The 21,777-nt window shown below is 70.5% G+C and carries 19 protein-coding genes; 5 read left to right on the top strand and 14 right to left on the bottom strand.

The window, feature by feature from the left end; all coding sequences use genetic code 11:
• Positions 1-73 precede the first annotated feature (73 nt).
• The 7 genes from argC to infC all read right to left on the bottom strand — a co-directional run bounded on the left by argC (position 74) and on the right by infC (position 7,652).
• Positions 74-1,096 (bottom strand): N-acetyl-gamma-glutamyl-phosphate reductase, encoded by a 1,023-nt coding sequence (argC, locus tag LY40_RS20245; RefSeq protein WP_183786564.1) that lies wholly within the window; start codon positions 1,094-1,096, stop codon positions 74-76.
• A 487-nt stretch (positions 1,097-1,583) separates the two neighbouring features.
• Positions 1,584-4,160 carry a phenylalanine--tRNA ligase subunit beta gene (gene pheT, locus LY40_RS20240; protein ID WP_258937831.1) on the bottom strand — a complete coding sequence of 859 codons (2,577 nt, stop codon included), beginning with the start codon at positions 4,158-4,160 and terminating at the stop codon, positions 1,584-1,586.
• Positions 4,161-4,275: 115 nt separating this feature from the next.
• Complete coding sequence (pheS, locus tag LY40_RS20235) at positions 4,276-5,343, bottom strand: phenylalanine--tRNA ligase subunit alpha (RefSeq protein ID WP_183786566.1); 1,068 nt, start codon at positions 5,341-5,343, stop codon at positions 4,276-4,278.
• A gap of 144 nt (positions 5,344-5,487) precedes the next feature.
• Complete coding sequence (locus tag LY40_RS20230) at positions 5,488-6,255, bottom strand: TrmH family RNA methyltransferase (protein WP_258937830.1); 768 nt, start codon at positions 6,253-6,255, stop codon at positions 5,488-5,490.
• Between the two features lie 32 nt (positions 6,256-6,287).
• On the bottom strand, positions 6,288-6,665 hold the full coding sequence (gene rplT, locus LY40_RS20225) for a 50S ribosomal protein L20 (protein WP_183786567.1): 378 nt from the start codon (positions 6,663-6,665) through the stop codon (positions 6,288-6,290).
• Positions 6,666-6,727: 62 nt separating this feature from the next.
• The gene (gene rpmI / locus LY40_RS20220) at positions 6,728-6,922 is read right to left on the bottom strand and encodes a 50S ribosomal protein L35 (protein ID WP_183659239.1); all 195 of its coding nucleotides are present in this window, start codon (positions 6,920-6,922) and stop codon (positions 6,728-6,730) included.
• A 106-nt stretch (positions 6,923-7,028) separates the two neighbouring features.
• Positions 7,029-7,652 carry a translation initiation factor IF-3 gene (gene infC / locus LY40_RS20215; protein WP_183659378.1) on the bottom strand — a complete coding sequence of 208 codons (624 nt, stop codon included), beginning with the start codon at positions 7,650-7,652 and terminating at the stop codon, positions 7,029-7,031.
• 244 nt (positions 7,653-7,896) lie between these two features.
• Between infC and LY40_RS26430 the strand changes: the two genes are divergently transcribed.
• Entirely contained in the window at positions 7,897-8,316 is a 420-nt protein-coding gene (locus LY40_RS26430) for a DUF1844 domain-containing protein (RefSeq protein WP_372497761.1), read from the top strand.
• Positions 8,317-8,397: 81 nt separating this feature from the next.
• Here LY40_RS26430 and LY40_RS20205 read toward each other — a convergent pair whose 3' ends face one another.
• Complete coding sequence (locus LY40_RS20205; RefSeq protein WP_183786568.1) at positions 8,398-8,772, bottom strand: RidA family protein; 375 nt, start codon at positions 8,770-8,772, stop codon at positions 8,398-8,400.
• 32 nt (positions 8,773-8,804) lie between these two features.
• Here LY40_RS20205 and LY40_RS20200 point away from each other — a divergent pair, with 32 nt between their 5' ends.
• Positions 8,805-9,680: a phosphotransferase gene (locus tag LY40_RS20200; RefSeq protein WP_258937829.1), complete on the top strand. Its 876-nt coding sequence runs from the start codon at positions 8,805-8,807 to the stop codon at positions 9,678-9,680.
• Here LY40_RS20200 and LY40_RS20195 read toward each other — a convergent pair.
• Both LY40_RS20195 and LY40_RS20190 read right to left on the bottom strand, forming a co-directional pair.
• Positions 9,653-10,360: a response regulator gene (locus tag LY40_RS20195; RefSeq protein ID WP_183786570.1), complete on the bottom strand. Its 708-nt coding sequence runs from the start codon at positions 10,358-10,360 to the stop codon at positions 9,653-9,655. The two genes, LY40_RS20200 and LY40_RS20195, sit on opposite strands and share 28 nt — an antisense overlap.
• Before the next feature lie 27 nt (positions 10,361-10,387).
• A complete protein-coding gene (locus LY40_RS20190; RefSeq protein WP_258937828.1) occupies positions 10,388-12,178 on the bottom strand; it encodes an ATP-binding protein in 1,791 nt (596 codons plus the stop codon).
• 246 nt (positions 12,179-12,424) lie between these two features.
• Between LY40_RS20190 and LY40_RS20185 the strand changes: the two genes are divergently transcribed.
• A complete protein-coding gene (locus tag LY40_RS20185) occupies positions 12,425-13,792 on the top strand; it encodes a cation:dicarboxylate symporter family transporter (protein WP_183786604.1) in 1,368 nt (455 codons plus the stop codon).
• 108 nt (positions 13,793-13,900) lie between these two features.
• Here LY40_RS20185 and LY40_RS20180 read toward each other — a convergent pair whose 3' ends face one another.
• From LY40_RS20180 to LY40_RS20170, 3 genes are all read right to left on the bottom strand, one after another.
• Positions 13,901-14,353: an SRPBCC family protein gene (locus LY40_RS20180; RefSeq protein ID WP_183786572.1), complete on the bottom strand. Its 453-nt coding sequence runs from the start codon at positions 14,351-14,353 to the stop codon at positions 13,901-13,903.
• A 98-nt stretch (positions 14,354-14,451) separates the two neighbouring features.
• Positions 14,452-17,310 (bottom strand): excinuclease ABC subunit UvrA, encoded by a 2,859-nt coding sequence (uvrA, locus tag LY40_RS20175; RefSeq protein ID WP_183786573.1) that lies wholly within the window; start codon positions 17,308-17,310, stop codon positions 14,452-14,454.
• Positions 17,311-17,466: 156 nt separating this feature from the next.
• Positions 17,467-18,648: an acyltransferase family protein gene (locus LY40_RS20170; RefSeq protein WP_258937827.1), complete on the bottom strand. Its 1,182-nt coding sequence runs from the start codon at positions 18,646-18,648 to the stop codon at positions 17,467-17,469.
• Positions 18,649-18,762: 114 nt separating this feature from the next.
• On the opposite strand from LY40_RS20170, the gene LY40_RS20165 reads away from it, so the two are divergent.
• The gene (locus tag LY40_RS20165; protein WP_258937826.1) at positions 18,763-19,440 is read left to right on the top strand and encodes an MBL fold metallo-hydrolase; all 678 of its coding nucleotides are present in this window, start codon (positions 18,763-18,765) and stop codon (positions 19,438-19,440) included.
• A 21-nt stretch (positions 19,441-19,461) separates the two neighbouring features.
• On the opposite strand, the gene LY40_RS20160 is transcribed toward LY40_RS20165, so the two are convergent.
• On the bottom strand, positions 19,462-20,118 hold the full coding sequence (locus LY40_RS20160) for an SAM-dependent methyltransferase (RefSeq protein ID WP_258937825.1): 657 nt from the start codon (positions 20,116-20,118) through the stop codon (positions 19,462-19,464).
• Between the two features lie 273 nt (positions 20,119-20,391).
• On the opposite strand from LY40_RS20160, the gene LY40_RS20155 reads away from it, so the two are divergent.
• Positions 20,392-21,666 (top strand): M14 family metallopeptidase, encoded by a 1,275-nt coding sequence (locus tag LY40_RS20155; protein ID WP_183786576.1) that lies wholly within the window; start codon positions 20,392-20,394, stop codon positions 21,664-21,666.
• Positions 21,667-21,777 lie beyond the last annotated feature (111 nt).

Below are 21,777 nucleotides of genomic sequence, written 5' to 3'. Positions count from 1 at the left end.
TCCACCGCCTCCGCGGGAACAAGTACGTCGGCGGTCACCCCGGCCGCCTCCGCGGGAACAAGTACGTCGGCGGTCACGGCGCGACCCCCGCCGTCGGCAACCCGGTCGTCTCGTCGAGACCGAGCGCGATGTTCATCGACTGCACCGCACCGCCCGCGGTGCCCTTCGTCAGATTGTCGATCGCCGCCACGACCACCAGCCGGCCCGCCTGCTCGTCGACCGAAACCTGGAGTTGCACCGTGTTCGACCCCACGGTCGCCGACGTCGTCGGCCACTGCCCCTCCGGCAACACCTGCACGAACGGTTCGTCGGCGTAGGCCGCCTCGTACACCCGCCGAGCCGCGGCCGCGTCGCCGGTCAGCGGTGCACTCGCCGTCGTGAGGATCCCCCGCGGCATCGGAGCCAGCACCGGCGTGAACGACACGGTGACCTTCCGGCCCGCGACCGCGCTCAGGTTCTGCACGAACTCCGGGGTGTGCCGGTGCGCGCCGGCCACGCCGTACGCACTCGTGCTGCCCATGACCTCGGATCCGAGCAGGTGCGGCTTCAGGCTCTTACCGGCCCCCGACGTGCCCGTCACCGACACGATCGTCACGTCCGTCGTCACCAACCCCGCGGCCACGGCTGGCGCTAGCGCCAGCGAACCGCCCGTCGGGAAGCAACCGGGCACCGCGACACGGCGCGTCCCGTGCAACCGTTCGCGGGCACCGGGCAGCTCCGGGAGGCCGTACGGCCAGGTACCGGCGTGCTCGCCCCCGTACCAGTGCTGCCAGTCGGCGGCGTCGCGCAACCGATGGTCCGCGCCCAGGTCCACGACCAGTACATCCGGACCGAGCTGCTCCGCGATCGCACCGGAATGACCGTGCGGAAGTGCGAGGAACACCACGTCGTGCCCGCCGAGCGTGTCGGCCGACGTCTCGCCGACCACACGGTCGGCCAACGGCGGCAGATGTGGTTGCAGACTTCCGAGCGGGGTACCCGCACTGCTGGCGGCCGTCAGCGCGCCGATCTCCACGTCCGGGTGGGCTAGCAACAGCCGCAGCAGCTCGCCACCGGCATATCCGGTGGCGCCGGCCACCGCAACCTTCACCGTCATACGAATGATTATGCATGCCGATGCAAGTCCAATACAGTCGGGGCGACGGACACCACGCCATCGGATGAGCACCCGCCCCGCGCGAGCGCTGCAGCTCGGCTTCACCACAACGCGACGTCACCCCCGCGCCCCGCGACGACGTCACCCCCGCGCCCCGCGACGACGTCACCACGGCGCCCCGCGACGTCACCACCGCGTCAGGACACCCCACAACGTCAGGGCGCCTCACGTCACAGCACCACACGTCACGGGTTCGAACACCAGGGACGCAACGGCGTCAACTCACCACAGCGCGCTACGCAACCGCGACTCAACCACACCGCGACTCAACCACGCCGCGACTCGACAGCACAGTCTCGTCAGCGCCGCTGTGGATCAACCCCGCAGCGCCACAACCCCGCAGCGCCACGACACCGCAGCGCCACAACCCAGAAGTCGATCCACCGCGCGGTGTCTCAGGCGTGCTGTGCCACAACCGGACAGTGCCTCAGCTGCGCAGCGTGGCGCCGAACCGTTCGGTGACCGCGGCGACCGCGGCGTCCCGCGCCTCGTTGGCTTCCTCGGCCGTGAGCGTGCGGTCGCCCGCTCGGAACCGCAACTTGTACGCCAATGACCGCTTGCCCTCGCCGACCTGCTCGCCGGTGTAGAGGTCGAACAGCGCCACGTCTTCGAGCAGCTCCCCACCGCCGTCGCGCAACGCCGCGGCCACCTGCGCCGACGGCACGTCCGCGTCGACGACCAGCGCCACGTCGAGCAGCACGGGAGGGAACGCCGCGATCGACGGCGCGGGCCGCACCTCTCGCAACGGCAACCCGTCGAGGTTAAGCTCCATCGCGACCGTGCGCTTCGGCAGTTCCAGTGCCTCGAGCACCTTCGGGTGAAGCTCGCCGGCGTAACCGACGGTCTCGCCGTCGGCGATCAGCCGGGCACAGCGGCCCGGGTGCCACGGCAGCGTATCGGCGGCCTCGATCTCCAGATCGGTCCTCGCCGCCGCAGCGACGAGGCGCGCCGCCTGGATGGCGTCGGCCCAACCCGCCGGTTCGCCTTTGCCCCACCAGCCGTCACGCAGCCGCTGCCCCGCGAGGACCACAGCGACGTGCCGCGGCTGTTCGGGCACGGCGGCCTCGAGCGCCGCCAGCTCGTCGGGGTTCGGACGACCGTCGACTCCGGGGTCCGGCGCGGCGGCGCGCTCATCGCCGCCCAGCACGACCTGTCCGATGTGGAACAGCGAGACGTCCCGTGTGCCGCGGGAGATGTTGCGCTGCACCGTGTCGAGCAGCCCCGGCAGCAGCGTCGTCGTCAGCTGGTTCTTGTCCGCCTCGAGCGGGTTCCGCACCGCGACGGTGCTGCGCCGGGGGTCGTCGGCGGGCAGGGACAACGCGTCCCACACCGATGCCGACACGAACGGGAACGGCAGCACCTCGACGTAACCTGCCTCGGCCAGCGCCCGCGATACGGCGCGCTCCCGCCGCTGGGCCTCGGTCAGCCCTCGTCCCGCGGGTGCGGGCGGCAGCTCCGACGGAATGCTGTCGTAGCCCTCGAGCCGCAGCACCTCTTCGACCAGGTCGGCGGGCTGGATCAGGTCGCTGCGCCAGCTCGGCGGTACGGCGTGCACGAGGGTGGTGCCGTCGTCGGCCGTGTCCACGGCCACCTTGCAGCCGATCTGCGTCAGCCTGCCGACGGTGACGCCGCGCTCGTAGCGCACGCCCGCGACCCGGTCCGGCAGGTTGATCGGCATCGTCACCGCGGGCGCGGGCTCGACCTCGCCGACCACGGTACGGCCGGGCTGGATGCTGCCGTCACCGTGCTGACGCAGCAGCTTCGCCGCCCGCTCCACCGCGGCCTCGCACAGCTGGGGATCGGTGAACCGCTCGAACCGCTTCGCGGCTTCGGAGAACAGCCGGTGCCTCCGCGCGGTGCGGCTGATCGACGCGGGATCCCAGTGGGCCGCTTCCAGCAGCACGTCCGTGCTCTCGGTGCCGATCTCCGTGGTGGCACCGCCCATCGTGCCGGCGAGCGAGATGACGCCCGTGTCGTCGGCGATCACCACGTCGTCCGGGTCGAGAGCACGCTCGGCGTCGTCGAGCGTCGTGAGTTTCTCGCCCTCCTCGGCCCTGCGCACCACGATGTCGCCCTTGATCGCGCCGGTGTCGAACGCGTGCAGCGGATGGCCGAGCTCGAGCATCACGTAGTTCGTCACGTCGACGGCGAGCGAGATCGGTCGCATCCCCGCGAGCAGCAGCCGGCGGCGAATCCACCACGGCGTCGGCGCGCCCGCGTCGAGGCCGGTCACGCGGCGCAGCACGAACCGCGGGCAGCCCTGCGGATCCTCGACCCGCACCGGCCACGCCTCTCCCTCGGGCTCGGGCACGTCGAGCTTCGCCGGATCGCCGAACGGCACGTTCAGCGCGCACGAGAGCTCCCGCGCCAGCCCGCGTACCGACAGCGTGTAGCCGCGGTCCGGCGTCGGCGTCAGCTCGAGGACCGTGTCGTCGAGGTCGAGGATCTCGCGTGCGTCGTCGCCGGGCGAGGCTGTGCCGGGGGGCAGCACCAGGATGCCGGAGTGGTCCTCACCGATGCCCAGTTCTCTGGCCGAGCAGATCATGCCCTGGCTGAGGCGCCCGTAGGTCTTGCGCTCGCTGATTGTGAAGTCACCGGGCAACGTCGCACCCGGCAGCGCGACGACGACCAGGTCGCCTTCCGCGAAGTTGGTGGCGCCGCACACGATGCCGTTGGTCCGCGGCTTCGGCAGCCCGGCATCGACCTCGGTCTCGTCCGCGTCGTCGCCCTCGGCGTCCGCCGTGTCCGCCTCGTCGGTGTCATCGGTCTCGTCGGAACCGGCCTCGCCGATCTCCACCCGGCAGTAGCGGATCGGCTTCTTGAACTCGGTCAGTTCCTCGACCTCGGCGACCCTGCCCACCACGAGCGGCCCGGTGACCTCGCCGACGCGCTCGACCGACTCGACCTCCACACCGAGGTTCACGAACGCCTCGACGAGTGTGTCGGGGGTGACCTCGTCGTCGAGCTCGAGGTGTTCGGTCAGCCAGCTGACGGGGACTCGCACTACGCCTCCTTGCTGCCACGGTGCGGACGCATCGGAATCCGCATCGCAGGGTTACCGGAACGGTGGTGGGAACGGGCGCCGGTCACGGTGCCGTGCCGGGGTCCGGGGCGGGCCATCAGGCCTCCGTCCCGAACGGCGCGGTGAACCGGATGTCGCCTTCCACCATGTCCCGCATGTCGGGGATGCCGTTGCGGAACATCAGCGTCCGCTCGAGCCCCATGCCGAACGCGAAGCCGGAGTAGATCTCGGGGTCGACGCCGCACGCACGCAGCACATTGGGGTTCACCATGCCGCAGCCGCCCCATTCGACCCAGCCCGCGCCGCCCTTCTTCTCCGGGAACCACACGTCCACCTCGGCGGACGGCTCGGTGAACGGGAAGAAGTGGGGGCGGAACCGCGTTCCCGACTCCTCACCGAAGATCGCCTTCGCGAACGCGTCGAGCGTGCCGCGCAGGTTCGCCATCGTCAGGCCCTTGTCCACGGCGAGACCTTCGACCTGGTGGAACACGGGCGTGTGGGTCGCGTCGAGCTCGTCGGTACGGAAGGTGCGACCCGGGCACACGATGTAGACGGGCAGGTCGCGGTGCAGCAGTGTGCGCGCCTGCACCGGTGAGGTGTGGGTACGCAGCACGAGGTTGGAGTCCTCCTCGCCCGCGTAGAACGTGTCGGCCAGCTGCCGCGCCGGGTGGTCCTTGCCGAAGTTCAGCGCGTCGAAGTTGAACCACTCGGCTTCGAGCTCGGGGCCTTCGGCGATCTCGTAGCCCATGCCGACGAACACGTCGGCGATGCGCTCGGCGATCGTCGTCACCGGGTGCCGGGCACCGCGGGGCACCCGGTCCCAGGGCAGCGTGACGTCGACGGCCTCGTCCTGGAGCACCTTCTCGTCCCGCTCGGCCTTGAGGGCGGCCAGGCGCTCGTCGTAGGCGGTCTGCACCGCCTGCCGCGCCTCGTTCACGCGCTTGCCCGCGTCGGCCTTCTCCTCCTTGGGCAGCGAGCCGATCGCGCGGCGCGCCTGCGGCACGGGCGCCTGGTCGCCGAGGTGAGCGGGCTTGACCGCCGCCAGCTCGTCGAGGTCTGCCGCGGCGGCGAAGGCCTGCTCGGCCGCGGTCACCGCCGCCTGCAACGTCTCGGGTGCAAGCGCCTCTCCCCCGATGGCGGACTGCTTATCGCTGGCTTCGGACATGTCTCCTCGGCGCGTGAGCTGGTGAGATCGTCAGGACACGGGACATGCCCCGCGGCGTCTGCCGACGCCTCTTCGGATTCTAATGACCGGCCCTGCGCTGCCACCGATCACCCTCGGTGCGCACAACAGGACGCCGCGGACGGCTCACCCGTCGCGGACCACGCGGGCGTACAGGCACACCGCGGCAGCGGTCGCGAGGTTCAGACTCTCGGCACGACCGGCGATCGGGACGCGCACCGCGTCGTCGGCGGCCGCGGTCACCTCGGCGGGCAGGCCGTGGGCCTCGTTGCCGAACAGCCACGCGATCGGACCGTCGAGCGAGACCTCGGGCAGCTCCTGCTCCGCGTGGCCGTCCGTCGCGATCGTGCGCAGCCCGGCCCGGCCGCAGGCCTCGAGCACGGCGGCCGTGTCTCGTTCCCTGGCGACCGGCAGGTGGAACAGGCTGCCGGTGGAAGCGCGGACACACTTGCCGTTGTGCGCGTCGACCGCGTCACCCGCGAACACGACGGCATCGGCACCGGCGGCATCGGCCACGCGCAGCACCGTGCCCGCGTTGCCGGGATCGGCGATGTCGCAGAGCACCGCGACCAGGCGTGGCTGCCCGCTGAGCGCCTCGTCGAGCGGCACCGTCACGGTGTCGCACACCGCGATAAGCCCCTGCGGTGAGACCGTCTCGGACAGCAGTTCGGCGGCGCGGCGGTCGATCAGCGACACCCGCGGCGCCTCGGCGACGAGGTCGGCGTGCCGCTCGGCAGCCGTCTCGGTCACGAACAACTCGTGCACCCGTCCGAAGCGCAGGGCCTCGCGCACGGCCTGGGCGCCCTCGGCGAGGAAACGCCCGGCGTCGTCGCGGCCCGACTTCGTGGTCAGGCGCCGAGCAGCAACGACCCGGGGCGTCTTGTGCGTGAACACGGTGACAGCCCCGGGTCGTGACGTGCGCGCGGTCAGGCCGACTTCTTCTCGTCGGTGTTGACGTGCTGCTTGGCCACCTCGGCCAGCGAGGCGAACGCCTCGGCGTCGTTCACGGCGAGCTCGGCCAGGATCTTGCGGTCGACCTCGACACCGGCGGCCTTCAGGCCCTGGATGAGCCGGTTGTAGGTGATGCCGTTCTGACGGGCGGCCGCGTTGATCCGGGTGATCCACAGCTGGCGGAAGTCACCCTTGCGGGCACGGCGGTCCCGGTACGAGTACTGGAACGAGTGGAGCGTCTGCTCCTTGGCCTTGCGGTACAGCCGCGAACGCTGGCCGCGGTAGCCGCTGGCCATGTCGAGTGTTGCGCGACGCTTCTTCTGGGCGTTCACCGCCCGCTTGACGCGTGCCACGGATCCATCCTGTCGTTCGGGGGGCGCCTGGCGCCCCGGTGGTTACGGCGGGTGCGGGAAAGTCAGCGACCGAGGAGCCGCTTGACGCGGGGCACGTCGGAAGCGGCGACGTCGGTCGTGCCCTCGAGGCGCCGGGTGAGCTTGGTGGGCTTGTGCTCCATCAGGTGCCGGCGACCGACACGCTGACGACGGAGCTTGCCCTTGCCCGTCACGCGGACGCGCTTGGCCGTCCCCTTGTGCGTCTTGTTCTTCGGCATTCTTCCCTCTTTCGAACGGCAGCACGCCGGCTCGCGGCGTGCTGCACACGTGGCCGCCCGGAAGCGTCCGTATCGCTCCCGGGCGAGCTGCCGTGATGGGGGCCGGTCAGGACTCGGCGCCCTCGGCTTCCTTCGTCGCCTTCGACTTGGTCTTCGTCTTCTTGTGCGGGGCCAGCACCATGATCATGTTGCGGCCGTCCTGCTTCGGCTTCGACTCGATGAAGGCGAGATCCGACACGTCCTCGGCAAGCCTCTCCAGCAGACGGAACCCCAGCTCCGGGCGGGATTGCTCGCGACCGCGGAACATGATCGTGACCTTGACCTTGTTGCCCTGAGCGAGGAAGCGGGACACGTGCCCCTTCTTCGTCTCGTAGTCATGCGGGTCGATCTTCGGCCGCAGCTTCTGTTCCTTGATGACGGTCATCTGCTGGTTGCGGCGCGACTCGCGGGCCTTCTGCGCGGACTCGTACTTGAACTTTCCGTAGTCCATGAGCCGGGCTACCGGCGGCCGCGCCTGCGGGGCCACCTCGACGAGGTCGAGATCGGCCTCTTCGGCGAGCCGCAGGGCGTCCTCGATGCGGACGATGCCGACCTGCTCGCCGTTCGGTCCCACGAGGCGAACCTCGGGGACTCGGATGCGCTCATTGATGCGCGTCTCGGAGCTGATGGGGCCTCCTTGGTCCAAGTGTCGCTGGTTCTCGTTCGACCCTGGTGCCCACAGTGCCCACATACCACGGGCCCCGGTCACCGGTACTCTGAGTACCTCGGTGCGGGGCCCATCAATCCGATCGCGGCCTCGAAGCTTTGCAGCGGTGCTGCGTTGCCACGAGACGTTCCGCTGGCATTCACCGGACGGCGAATACTGCGGGACCGGACCCGGCCGCCTTCGCATGGCGGCGACGCGGGTGGGAGCGGGGCTCCACTTGCGGCCCCCGATCGCTCGGGAGCTGGTCGCACATGGAAGGGTACCAGACGTGGTCGACGACTCTTTCAACACACCGGAAACCGGCGATAATCCCGTAGCCGGAGCGGCCGCCTCGGCGGTCTCCCCGGACGCCGCGGACCCGGCCGAGGCCGTGCGTGAGCTCGAGGAGATCCCCAGCGTCGAGGTCATCAGCCGCGCGGCGGTGATGCTGCTGTCGGCGGCGGCCGAGCGGCTCGGCCTCGCCGACGAGGACCCGGAGTCCAGCCCGCGCCGCGACCTGGACGAGGCCCGCAGGCTCATCACCGCGCTGGCAGGCCTGATCACCGCCTCGGCCGAGTACCTGGGCGTGCACGCCGCTCCCCTGCGGGACGGTCTGCAGTCGCTGCAGAAGGCGTTCCGCGAGGCGTCCGCCGTCCCCGACGCCCCCGGCCAGGGTCCCGGCGAGAAGTACACCGGCCCCGTGCACTGAGCCGCACCTCGACGAGCGGCTGTTGCCGCGAGTCCGATCCGCCGCCGACGACCCGCTCGGACGCCTCAGCAAGGCAGCCGCCTAACCGAGCACGGCCATGGCGTCGATCTCCACCAGGAAACCGGGCGGCAGGCCGACGTAGACGGTGGTCCGCGCCGGGAACGGTTCCGGGACGAGCGCGTTGTAGGCGGCGTTCATCTCGGCGAAGTGCGCCGGTTCGGTGAGATAGACGCGCAGCATGACGACGTCGGTCATACTCGCGCCCGCCTCGTCGAGGATCGCCTCGATGTTCGCCAGCACCTGCCGGGTTTGGCTGCCGACATCGCCCGCCACGACCTCGCCGGTCGCCGGGTCGATGCCGACCTGGCCCGCGACCTGCACGATGTTTCCCTTGCGCCGAGCCTGTGAGTAGTTGGCGACCGGCTTCGGCGCTCTGCCGGTACTGATGCTCGTCATGGCCGTCCACCCTACGGATCGAAAGACTGGCGATGGACCTGTTCTCGGCCCGTGCCGCGGCCGCACGGGACCGCCTCCGCAGGCGGTTCGGTTCCGCCGCCGACACGTGGTGGGCCGAAATGCCCGGGCTGTTGCGCGACCTGGCTGCACGTTGGGAACTGGACCTCGGCGAACCGGTGGGCAGCGGCAACACGTCGCTGGTCCTGCGATGCCGCACCGCGGGCCGCGCCGCGATCCTCAAGATCACTCCCGACGCCGCGATCGCGACGGCGGAGGCGGCGGCACTTCGGGTGTGGGCGCCGACCGGCCGGGTGCCGGCCGTGTACGCCGAGGCCGGCGGCGCGTTACTCCTCGAGGCGCTCCCTTCGGAGACCACGCTGGCAGACCGGCCGGCACCGGCCCCGCTCCACGACGTGGCGGACCTGATCCGCGCGCTCCACGGGAGCAGCTCGGCGGACCGCGCCGCCGATCGGGGTTTCGGCCCGCCGACGGACCGTACGGACCTGCTGTTCACACTGTGGCAGGACCGTGCGGCAGGCGATCCCGACCAGGTCGCGGCGCTCGCACGGGGGCACGCGCTGGCACGGGAACTCGCCGCGGCGCCGCCGCGGCTCGTGCTCGCCCACGGCGACCTGCATCCGGGCAACGTGCTGCCGCCCGGGAACGCGGCGCGCGGGCTCGTGGCGATCGACCCGCGGCCGTGCCTCGCCGACCCGGCTTCAGACGCGATCGACTGGGTCGTCCTCGGCGACCCCGCGCGCTGGCGCGCCACGGCTGAGGAGCTCGCGGACCTGATCGACGTCGACGTGGAGCGGTTGTGGGCGTGGTGCCGCGCGTTCGCGGCCCGACTGGCCGCCACCGAGGACGATCCCGGCCGCCGTCACGCCTTCCGCGACATCGCCGCGTAGCGCACCTCGGGCCTGCCGACCCCGCCGTAGTGCGGCTTACGCCGGGCGAGTCCGCTGTCGGCGAGGTACTCCAGGTACCGGCGCGCGGTGACCCTGGCGACGCCGACCGCGTCGGCCACCGCGGCCGCCGACATGCCCTCGCCGTCGTCGGACGCGTCCTCGCGCGCGGCATCGGCGAGTACGGCCGAGATCGCCTCGAGCGTCTCGCCGCTCATGCCTTTCGGCAGGGCGGCGTGCTCGGTGGTGCGCAACGTGGCGAGCATCCGGTCGACCTCCGCCTGCCCGTCGACCTCGCCGGGCTGGGCGGCGCTGTCGCGGAACCGCGCGTAGCTCTCGAGTTTGTCCCGCAACGCCGCGAACGTGAACGGTTTCAACAGGTACTGCACCACCCCTGCCGACACCGCAGCGCGCACGACGCCCAGGTCGCGGGCGGAGGTAACGGCGATGACGTCGACCGTGTTGCCGTCGGCCCGCAGGGTGCGGCACACGGCGAGGCCGTGGGTGTCGGGCAGGTAGAAGTCCAGCAGGACGAGATCCACGGGCCGGGTGCGGCAGAACCGCACCGTCTCGGCACCGGAATGGACGACCCCGGCGACGGTGAAGCCGGGAAGTCGCTCGACGTACGCACGGTGCGCCTCGGCCGCGACCGGATCGTCCTCCACCACCAGCACCGCAATCATCCTGCCGCGAAGCCTACCCAGTACGACTCAACCGGCACTGCCGTCCCGGCCGGCGCCGCCGTCCTGGTCGCCGGCTCCACCCGCCGGGTCCGCGGCTCCGACGTCGTCCCCGGCCTCGTCCGCAGCGGCAGTGTCGTCCCCAGCGGCGGTGTCGTCCGGGGCAGCGGTGTCGTCCGGGGTGCGTGCCGTGGACCGGCCCAGCGGAATCCGCGCGGTGAACACCGCACCACCCACGTCGGCGGCGCCCTCGTCACCGCGGGAGACGTCGACCGTGCCACCGTGCCGGCGCACGGTCTGCCCGACGAGGGCCAGCCCCAGCCCCCGGTCGCCGGCGGTCCCGTCCGGCTTGGTCGACCAGCCTCGCCGGAAGATGCCCGGTACGACGTCCGGTTCGAGGCCGGCACCGCTGTCGGCGACACGCAGCAGCAGTTCGGTCTCGTCGGCCCGCACCGTGACGGCCACTCGCGGTGCGCGCTCGGCCGCGTGGTCGACAGCCGCGTCGACGGCGTTGTCGATCAGGTTGCCGAGGATCGTGATGAGATCCCTGGCCGGCACGGCGACTGCGGTCTCGTCCACCGAACTGTCGGAGGTCAGCGTGAGATCGACGCCACGCTCGGCGGCCTCGCTGGACTTTCCCAGCAGCAACGCCGCCAGCACCGGCTCGGAGACCGCGCCCACCACCCGGTCGGTCAGCTCCTGCGCCGTTTCCAGTTCGGCCGTCGCCAGCGCCACGGCCTGGTCGGTCCTGCCGAGTTCGACGAGCGAGACCACCGCGTGCAGCCGGTTGGCCGATTCGTGCGCTTGGGAACGCAGCGACTCGGCGAAACCGCGCACCGTGTCGAGCTCGCCGGTGAGTGACTGCAACTCGGTGTGGTCGCGGAGGGTCACGACGTTGCCCATCGCCCGGTCCCGCGCGTGCACCGGCGCGGTGTTCACGAGCAGCACCCGCGTGTCGGTGATGTGCAGTTCGTCGGTGGCGGGCTCGCGCGAGACGAACGTGCGCGCGAGGTCGGCGGCGAGGTCCAAATCGCTCACGGCGGTCCCCGCGGGATCGGTCGCCACGCCGAGCAGCTCGCGCGCGGCGTCGTTGCACAACACCACGACGCCGTCGCGGTCGACGAGCACGAGGCCTTCCCTCACCGACCGCAGGATCGCCTCGTAGTACTCGAACATCGACGACAGTTGCGCCGGAGCGACGCCCCGGGTCTGCCGCGCGAGCCGTCTGCTGACGAGGTAGCTGCCCGCACCGCCGATCAGCAGCACGCCGCCCGCCACGAGCGCCACCAGGACGAGCCGGCCGGTGAGCTCGTGCGACAGCGCCTTCAGCGTGATGCCCACGGCTACCAGCGCCACGATCCTGCCCTGCGCATCCCGTACCGGCGCCACCGCGCGCACCGAAGGGCCGAGGGTGCCGGTGTAGGTCTCGGTCAGCAGCCGCCCCTGCAGCGCAGGCCCGACGGTCCCGATGAACGGCTTCCCGATGCGCCGCGGATCCGGATGCGTGAACCGGGTCCGGTCCGGCGCCATGATCGTGATGAAGTCGACGCCGGTGTCGGCGCGCACCTTCTCCGCGAAGGGCTGGAGCGCACTACTGGGGTCCCGCTGTGCAGCGGCCCGGGGCACGTCCGGCGAATCGGCCAGCGTCACCGCGACCGACGTCACCTCCTCCCTCGCGGCCTCTTCGGTCGCGTCCGAGGCGTCGACGTACGCCAGGACCGCGCCGACCGCGACCAGGACGGCCACCACGACCAGCTGCAACACCAGGAGCTGCCGCGCCAGGCTCCACCGTCTCGGTGGCGCGGCCGATCGAACACGCACGACTCCCATGAGAGCAGGCGCCCGCGAACGAAATGAACACAAGGTGGACTTCGCTCACGGCGCCACCGATAGTCGCCGGTAATCCAGTGGTGATCTCCGTGGCGGTCACGCACGTCCGCACTTGCTGCCGGAACGCGGCACGTCACGACCTCATCGCAGGCGACATTTCGTGAGGAGGCAACGTTGCCCGAATCGTCCACGACGGAGCCCGAGATCTCCGAGCAGGCGCCCAAACGCCGAGACAGGATGCACTACCTGTACATCTTCGTGATCGTCGCAGTGCTGCTCGGTATCGTCGTCGGTTTCGCGTTTCCCGAGACCGCGACGAATCTCAAACCGCTCGGGAGCGGTTTCGTCGATCTGATCAAGATGATGATCAGCCCGATCATCTTCTGCACCATCGTGCTGGGTATCGGCTCGGTCGCGAAGGCCGCGAGCGTCGGCAAGGTCGGCGTGCTGGCGGTCGGCTACTTCCTGGTCATGTCGACCTTCGCGCTCGGCATCGGCCTGGTCGTCGGCAACATCCTGCACCCCGGTGAGGGGATGCAGTTGGACCCGAACGCCGTGTCCGAGGTCCAGAACCAGGCGTCCGAAGGCGGTGAGGGCACCGTCGACTTCCTGCTCGGGATCATTCCCGAATCGATGGTGTCGGCGTTCACCGACGGCTCGGTACTGCAGACGCTGCTCGTCGCGCTGCTGGTCGGGTTCGCACTGCAGAAGATGGGACCCACGGGCAAGCCGGTGCTACGGGGTATCGAGCACATCCAGCGCCTCGTGTTCCGGGTCCTTGCGATGATCATGTGGGTGGCCCCGGTCGGCGCGTTCGGAGCGATCGCGGCGGTGGTCGGCGAGACCGGCTGGGAGGCGCTGCGCAGCCTCGCCGTGATCATGATCGGGTTCTACCTGACCTGCCTGGTGTTCATCTTCGCCGTACTCGGCACGGTGCTGTGGCTCGGCGCGCGGGTGAACATCTTCAAGCTCCTCGGCTACCTGGGCCGCGAGTTCCTGCTGATCGTGTCGACCTCGTCGTCCGAGTCGGCGCTGCCGCGCCTCATCGCGAAGATGGAGCACCTCGGCGTCTCGAAACCGGTCGTCGGCATCACGGTGCCGACCGGGTACTCGTTCAACCTCGACGGCACGGCGATCTACCTGACGATGGCGACCCTGTTCATCGCGACCGCCCAGGGCAGCCCGCTGTCGATCGGCGAGCAGATCTCGCTGCTGGTGTTCATGATCATCGCGTCGAAGGGGGCCGCAGGCGTGTCCGGGGCGGGCATCGCGACCCTCGCGGGCGGTCTGCAGTCGCACCGGCCCGAACTCGTGGACGGTGTCGGATTCATCCTCGGTATCGACCGGTTCATGTCGGAGGCGCGTGCACTGACGAACTTCGCGGGCAACGCCGTGGCCACCGTCCTCATCGGATCGATCACCAAGGGACTCGACCGCGACCAGCTGCACCGCGTGTTGACCAAACAGGACCCGTTCAACGAGGCGACCCTGATCGACGACCACGGTTCCCCGGGTGCCGACGGCTCCGGTGCCGGCGACGCCGGTGACGCCACGGGCGACGGTCCCGAGGCGGAACGGCAGGACAGGCAGCCGGCGACGGTCTGATCCGCCGCGGTGATGCGGACCCGCGTGCCACCCGGCGCACGCGGGTCCGCCACATCGCCGCGGGGACCGGCTTGCGCGCCGGTAGGTCCCCGCGGACCTCGCGTGGCGTCAGGTCGTGGTCGCCGTCAGGTACGCACGCAGGCCACGGAGGCCGCGGCGCATCATCAGCGCGTGGTTGAGCCGGAACACCGGATGGGCCACCGGCGACAGCGTCCGCAGCACCGGTTTCCGCGCCACGACCTGCTGCCGGATGTCCAGGCGTGTACCGCAGCCGCCCGGTTCCAGCCGTCCGGTCAGCGTGCCCTCGAGATCGCCCGACAGTGCCACAGCCACCCGGCCGGCGGACTCGTTCTCCTCGACCCGCGTCATGCGCAACCGCAACGCCAACGGCAGGCTCGCGCGGCAGACCAGTTCGGCCGTGTCGTCATCCACTTTGGTCACCGACCGCACGTCCGGCCACCACTCCGGGTATCCGGCGAGGTCGACGAGCGCCGCGAACACGGCGTGCGACGGGGACGGCACCAACCACGAGGTTCGGAACTGATAGCGGTTCAGCGACACGCCCCGTAGTGTCCCAGCAATCCGCGTGGTGGCCCAGCAGCGCGACACTCGCGTCCGGCGATGACCGGTGTGACCCGATCCGTCGGCGGGCCGGCCGGTCAGCGGTCGAGGTACGGCTTGAGGAACCGGCCCGTGTAGCTGTCCGGGTTGGCCGCCACGTCCTCGGGGGTGCCCTCCGCGACGAGGGTTCCGCCGCCGCTGCCGCCTTCGGGCCCCATGTCGATGACCCAGTCCGAGGTCTTGATGACGTCGAGGTTGTGCTCGATGACGATCACCGTGTTGCCCTTGTCCACCAGGCCCTGCACCACGTCCAGCAACCGGCGGATGTCCTCGAAGTGCAGACCGGTCGTCGGCTCGTCGAGGATGTAGACCGTCTGCCCGGTGGAACGCTTCTGCAGCTCGCTGGCGAGCTTGACACGCTGGGCCTCACCGCCCGACAGCGTCGGCGCGGGCTGGCCGAGCCGCACGTATCCCAGCCCGACGTCGACCAGCGTCGACAGGTACCGGTGGATGGGCTTGATCGGCTCGAAGAACTCCGCGGCCTCCTCGATCGGCATGTCGAGGACCTCGGCCACCGTCTTGCCCTTGTAGTGCACCTCGAGGGTCTCGCGGTTGTACCGGGCGCCCTTGCACACCTCGCACGGGACGTAGACGTCCGGCAGGAAGTTCATCTCGATCTTCAGGGTGCCGTCGCCCGCGCACGCCTCGCAGCGGCCGCCCTTGACGTTGAACGAGAACCGGCCCGCCTGGTAGCCGCGCACCTTGGCCTCGGTCGTCTCGGCGAACAGCTTGCGCAGCCGGTCCCACACGCCCGTGTAGGTCGCCGGATTGGAACGCGGGGTACGGCCGATCGGCGACTGGTCCACGCGCACGAGCTTGTCCACGTTCGCCATCCCGTTGACACGGGTGTGCCTGCCCGGCACCTGGCGGGCGTTGTTGAGCTTGTTCGCCAGCACGGTCGCGAGGATCTCGTTCACGAGCGTCGACTTGCCGGAACCGGACACCCCCGTCACGGAGATCATCGTGCCGAGCGGGAACGAGACGTCGATGCTGCGCAGGTTGTGCTCGCGCGCGCCCACGACCGTCAGCTGGCGCTTCTTGTTCACCGGCCGCCGGATGTCCGGCACCGGGATCTCCTTGCGGCCGGCCAGGTAATCACCGGTGACGGACTTCTTGCTCTTCACCAGCTTCGAGTACGGCCCGCTGTGCACGACCCGCCCACCGTGCTCGCCGGCGCCGGGGCCGATGTCGACGACCCAGTCGCTGGCCTTGATGGTGTCCTCGTCGTGCTCGACGACGATGAGCGTGTTGCCCAGGTCGCGCAGCCTGCTGAGCGTGTCGATCAGTCGCTGGTTGTCCCGCTGGTGCAGGCCGATGGACGGCTCGTCCAGCACATACAGCACGCCGACGAGGCCGGAGCCGATCTGCGTGGCCAGCCGGATGCGCTGCGCCTCGCCGCCGGACAGGGTGCCCGCGCCGCGGTCGAGCGAGAGGTAGTCGAGTCCGACGTCGAGCAGGAAGTGCAGCCGGGCCTGGATCTCCTTGAGCACCGCTCCGGCGATCATCGCCTGCCGCTCGCCGAGCACGAGCCCGTCGAGGAATTCCGAGGCCTCGGACACCGACAGGGCGCAGACGTCGGCGATCGACCGCTCGCCGTAGTCGCCGTGTTCGAGGGTGACGGCGAGGATCTCCGGTTTGAGGCGCGTGCCCTGGCACGACGGGCACGGCACCTCGCGCATGTAGCCCTCGTAACGCTCCCGCGTGTGCTCGGACTCGGTCTGTTCGTGTCGCCGTTCCAGGAACGGGATGACACCTTCGAAGTTCGCGTAGTAGCTGCGCCGCCTGCCGTACCGGTTGCGGTACTGCACGTGGACCTGTTCGTCGACGCCGTAGAGCACGGCCTTCTGCACCTTGGCCGGTAGCTTGCGCCACGGCGTGTCCATGCGGAAGCCCATCGCCTCCGACAGCGACGTCAGCAGCCGTTCGAAGTAGTCGGCGCTCTGCCCGCCGCTCCACGGCTGGACCGCGCCGTCGCCGAGTGCGAGGTCCTCGTCAGGGACGATCAGTTCCGGGTCGACCTCCTTGCGGATGCCGATGCCCGTGCAGTCCGGGCAGGCACCGTAGGGCGAGTTGAAGGAGAACGACCGGGGTTCGAGGTCCTCGACCGTGAGGGCGTGCCCGTTCGGGCACGCGAGGTTCTCGGAGAAGCCGCGGATGCGGTGCGGATCGTCCTCCGGCAGATCGACGAACTCCAGCTCGACGAGCCCGTCGGCCAGGCGCAGCGCGGTCTCGACCGAGTCGGTGAGCCGCTGCTTGGCGCTCGGCTTGACCTTGAGCCGGTCGACGACGACGCCGATGTCGTGCTTCTCCTGCTTCTTCAGCTTCGGCGGCTCGGTCAGCGAGTACACCGTGCCGTCCACGCGGGCCCGCGCGTAGCCCTGCTGCTGGAGGTTGGAGAACAGGTCCACGTACTCGCCCTTGCGGCCGCGGACCACCGGCGCGAGGACCTGGAAGCGCACGTCGGCCTCCATGTCCAGTACCTGGTCGACGATCTGCTGCGGGGTCTGCTTGCTGATCGCCTCGCCGCACTGCGGGCAGTGCGCCTTGCCCGCCCGCGCGTACAGCAGCCGCAGGTAGTCGTAGACCTCGGTGATCGTGCCGACCGTCGAGCGCGGGTTCCGCGACGTGGACTTCTGGTCGATCGACACCGCGGGCGAGAGGCCCTCGATGAAGTCGACGTCGGGCTTGTCCATCTGGCCGAGGAACTGCCGTGCGTAGGCCGACAGCGATTCGACGTAACGCCGCTGCCCCTCCGCGAAGATCGTGTCGAACGCCAGGCTCGACTTGCCCGATCCGGACAGTCCCGTGAACACGATGAGGCTGTCGCGCGGCAGGTCGATGTCGATCCCGCGCAGGTTGTGCTCGCGGGCGCCGCGGATTACAAGACTGTCAGCCACCGGCGATGGTCCCTTCACTGGTGCATGGCGGTGCGGGCCGCGACAGGGCCCGCGTGACGCGAGGTCGGACACGGGGCGAGCAGAACGCGGGCCCCGGCGCTCTCCATGCTAGGTCGGCCCCCCGACAGAATCGGCGCCGCCGTCGCGCGGCGCGGCTCACCCGCGGGTGGGGACGGCGGCCTCGCCGGGCCCGGAACCCTCGCCGGCGTCCGCCGCGGTGGCCACATCCCGGCCCGCGCGGCCGGTGCCGACGTCCGGGCGGGTTTCGGCCTGCCGCCTCTTCGACGGCCCCAGCAACCGGTACAGCGGACGTTCGACGAGAACGGTCAGCGCCCACGCCGCCAGTACGATCGCCGTCAGCACCAGGCCCATCCGGAGCCACCACGGCTCGATCTCCATGCCGGTGAGCACCCGCGCGACGACATAACCGAGCTTCTGGTGCACGAGGTAGATGCCGAAGCTGATCCCGGCCAGCCACGAGATCGGCCTCCGCAGCAGCCCCAGCACCCGGTCCCAGTCCGGCCCCCGTGCCGCCAGACACATCAGCCCGAGCATCACCCCGAGGCAGGTGACGATCAGCCACTGCGGCTCACTCGATCGGAACAGCTGGAGCCCCAGAACCGCGGCCAGCATCGCGGCGAGGTTCGGCCCGGCGAGCCGGCGCTGCGACCACAGCCAGATCGCCGCACCGGCCGCGAACAGGTGCGCGAAGTACAGTCCGGTCGCCGTCGGCACGACCCTGGCGATCCCGCTCAGCACCGGCGAGACTGCGGACACCGCGATCACACCCCACACCGCGACCGCGGGCCGGAACCGGTGCGCCCCGTGGCGGCGCCAGTACCAGCACAGCGCAGCCGCCGCGCCGAACGCCGCGACCTGCACCGGCAGCGTCCAGTACGACGCGTCGATCCTGCGGTGCATGTTCCCCGTCCACTCGTGCACGAGCAGCAGGTTCCGCACCAGATCGCCCGCCCCCGGCAGGTACCAGGGGCCCTCCTCCTCGCCGTTGAAGATCGGCGCGACGATCCGCAACACGAGGAACGTGACCAACATCGCGACCATGTAGGCCGGCAGGATGCGCGCCAACCGGGACTGCAGCCACCGGCCCGCGCTCAGTTTCCGCACGGTCGGCCCCATGAAGTAGCCCGACAGCACGAGCAGGGTGAACGTGCCGAACGGCAGCCGCAGCGACACCGGGTACGCCTCGATGTCGGGGATCAGCGCGGCTCCACCGGTGACATGCCCGGCCACGACGAAGGTGATCGCGACGACCCGGATGACGTCCCAGCTCATACGCCGGTTCGTGGTGGCGCCCCGGTCCGGTGCCGCTGAGGTCACGTCGCTCCCCCTCCGACATCGCCGCCCGCCCGTCGGTGCAGCCTGGTCCGGACCTGGGACTGTAGCGACGGTGCCCGTCGCCTCCGCCCCGGGGCACGTAATACGGTGTGGAGCGTGAACGTCGTCGAGTCCTACACCGGTCACGTCGAGCCGGGCGGGGACGCCGCCCGCCGCACCCTCGATGCGCTGACCATCACGAAACTGTCGGTCGGCCCGATGGACAACAACGCTTACCTGTTGGTGTGCCGGGCGACGAACGAGGCACTGCTGGTCGACGCAGCCAACGACCCCGAGCGCATCTCGGATCTGATCGGCCACGCCGAGGACCGGCCGACGCTGCGCACGATCGTCACGACGCATCAGCACCCCGATCACTGGCAGGCACTCGGCGCGGTGGCGGGCGCGAACGGGGCCTACACCGCGGCGCACCCCGCCGACGCCGATCCGCTGCCCGTGCCTCCGGACCACCTGGTTGAGCACGGGGACACGGTTTCGGTCGGGGACTCCACCCTCGAGGTGATCCACCTGCGCGGGCACACCCCGGGCTCGATCGCACTGCTGTACCGCGATCCGACCGGCGGCCCGCACCTGTTCACCGGTGACTCGCTGTTCCCGGGCGGGGTGGGCAAGACGAACTCCGAGGAGGAGTTCCGCTCGCTGCTGGACGACGTCGAGACGCGGGTGTTCGGCGAGCTGCCGGGCGAGACGTGGTTCTACCCCGGCCACGGCGACGATTCCACGCTCGGGGCCGAACGTCCGAAGCTGGCGGAGTGGCGCGACCGGGGCTGGTGAACCGCCGCTGCTGGTGAGACCTCAGTGGCGGCGGATGCGTGCCAGCCACGCGGGCAGATCCACCAACTCGCCCGGCCGGACGCCGAGCCCGTCCGCGTGTTCCTGGGAATGAGCCACCGCGCGATACCGGTGAGCCGTCAGCTCGTCGACCGTCCACCCGTCGGTGAACGCCTCCCGGATCGCCGAATCGCTGATCCTCGGACCGAAACCCGGCTCCTCGGTCTCGGCGAGCGCGACCAGGTGCACCGTCGCGCTCGTCCGCGTGACCCGGTGCAGCGCGTCCGCGTAACGACGCCGGTCGGCGGCTCCGAAGACGTGGAACAGGGCGCTGTCGACGACGGTGTCGAACGGCGCGCCGAGGTCCCCTCCTGCCGCGCCGTCGCCGAGGGCGAGTGCGTCGGCCACCCGGAACGTGGCCGCCACGCCGCGTTCGGCCGCGATGCGACGGGCCAACGCGATCGCCCCGTCGGAGAAGTCGATGCCCAGCACGTCGTGGCCGCGTTCGGCCAGGTGGATCGTGTGTTCTCCGGCGCCGCAGCCCGCGTCGAGCACCCGGCCGGTGATCCGCCCCGCCTGTTCCAGCTCGACGACCGCGGGCTGCGCCTGGCCGATCACCCAGTCCGGCGTCCCCTCGGCGTAGGCGCTCTCGAAGATCTCCCGTCCGACCGTTTCCGTCATGACGCTCCCCTTGGTAGGTGACTCGGGTGGCTCTGTCTTGTAGGCGGCTCTGTCTGGCCGCTCCCCGGGCTGCCCAGTCATCCGATCGTGCGGCCGAGCGGGGTGATTCGACTGGCGCGGCGGTCCGGAGTTCCGGCCGATCGGCCGGGCGGCCCGAGTCCAGCGTGCAACCTCGAGCGCCCTGGAGGTCAAGACATCCGCGGCGCGCCCGATGGGAACGACGCGCGACTTAGGTTGGTTGTCGGCCCGTGAGTCCGCGACCAGCCTGATCACATGCGGATCACACGTCGGACACTCAGCGTGACCACCGGACTGTTGTTACTGCTCGCCACGGCGGCACCCGCGGGTGCCCAGGGCCCGGCGACGGATGAGGGCGCGACGGCCCCCGACCGCGGCGTCTACGAGATCACCCCCGACGCAGCCGACCGGGGTGCGATCTCCCGGTCGGGCGTCGACGTCCTCGGCTCCCGCGGCGACACGCTCACCGTCGTCGCCGACCCGGCGCAGGCCTCGCAGCTGCGCGGTGCGGGGGTCGACCTCACCACGATCGGCGACTTCGACGCGATGCTCGCCGAACGCAATCCCGACCCGTCGGAGGCGAGGGCCGCCGCGGACGAGTTCCCCGAGGGCGACGAGGGATTCCACACCTACTCCGAACTGACCACGCTGCTCGAGAACGCTGCGGCCGACCACCCGGACATCACACAGCTCTCCGACGTCGGCAGCAGCCACGAGGGCCGCACGATCCCGCTCATGAAGATCAGCGCCGACGCAGCGCAGGACTCCGACGAACCCGAAGTGCTGTTCACCTGCAACCAGCACGCCCGCGAACACCTGACCACAGAGATGTGCCTGCGCATCGTCGAGCGCTTCACCGACGGCTACGGCACCGACCAAACCGTCACCGACTTCGTCGACAGCCGCGAGATCTACGTGATCCCGACGGTCAACCCGGACGGCTCCGAGCACGACATCGAAGGCGGCCAATACCAGGGCTGGCGGAAGAACCGGCAGGGCCAGGGCACCGATCTGAACCGCAACTGGGGTTACAAGTGGGGCTGCTGCGACGGATCCAGCGGTGATCCGGCTTCCGACACCTACCGCGGCGAGTCCGGGTTCTCCGCGCCCGAGACGGCGGCGGTGCGCGACTTCGTGAACTCCCGCGTCGTCGGAGGCGAGCAACAGCTCGAGGGACACATCGACTTCCACACCTACGGTGAGCTGGTGCTGTGGCCGTTCGGGCACACCACCGACGACGTCACCGAGGACATGACCGAACAGCAGGCACAGCGGTTCCAGGACGTGGGCCGGGAGTTGGCCGACAGCAACGGCTACACCCCGCAGCAGTCGAGCGATCTCTACGTCACCGACGGCGACGTCAACGGCTGGATGTGGGGCGAGCACCGGATCCTGAGCTTCACGTTCGAGATGTACCCGGCCGACGGCTTCGGACTCGACGGGTTCTACCCCGACGACGAGGACATCGCGCCGGAGACCGAGCGCAACGACCAGGCGGTCGACATCCTCCTCCGGGAGGCGGGGGCGTAACGAGTGCTGCAGCGCGGTGGGCCGGTGGACGGAGATCCGCCGGCCCACCGCGTGTCCTGCGTTCAGCACCGCGAGCGCTGCGCCCGACGCGGGACCGGGCGACCGGCGGGC

It is taken from the genome of Prauserella salsuginis, assembly GCF_024648885.1.
In the GTDB taxonomy this organism is placed as follows: domain Bacteria; phylum Actinomycetota; class Actinomycetes; order Mycobacteriales; family Pseudonocardiaceae; genus Prauserella; species Prauserella salsuginis.
This window is presented reverse-complemented; position numbering and strand designations above follow the sequence as displayed.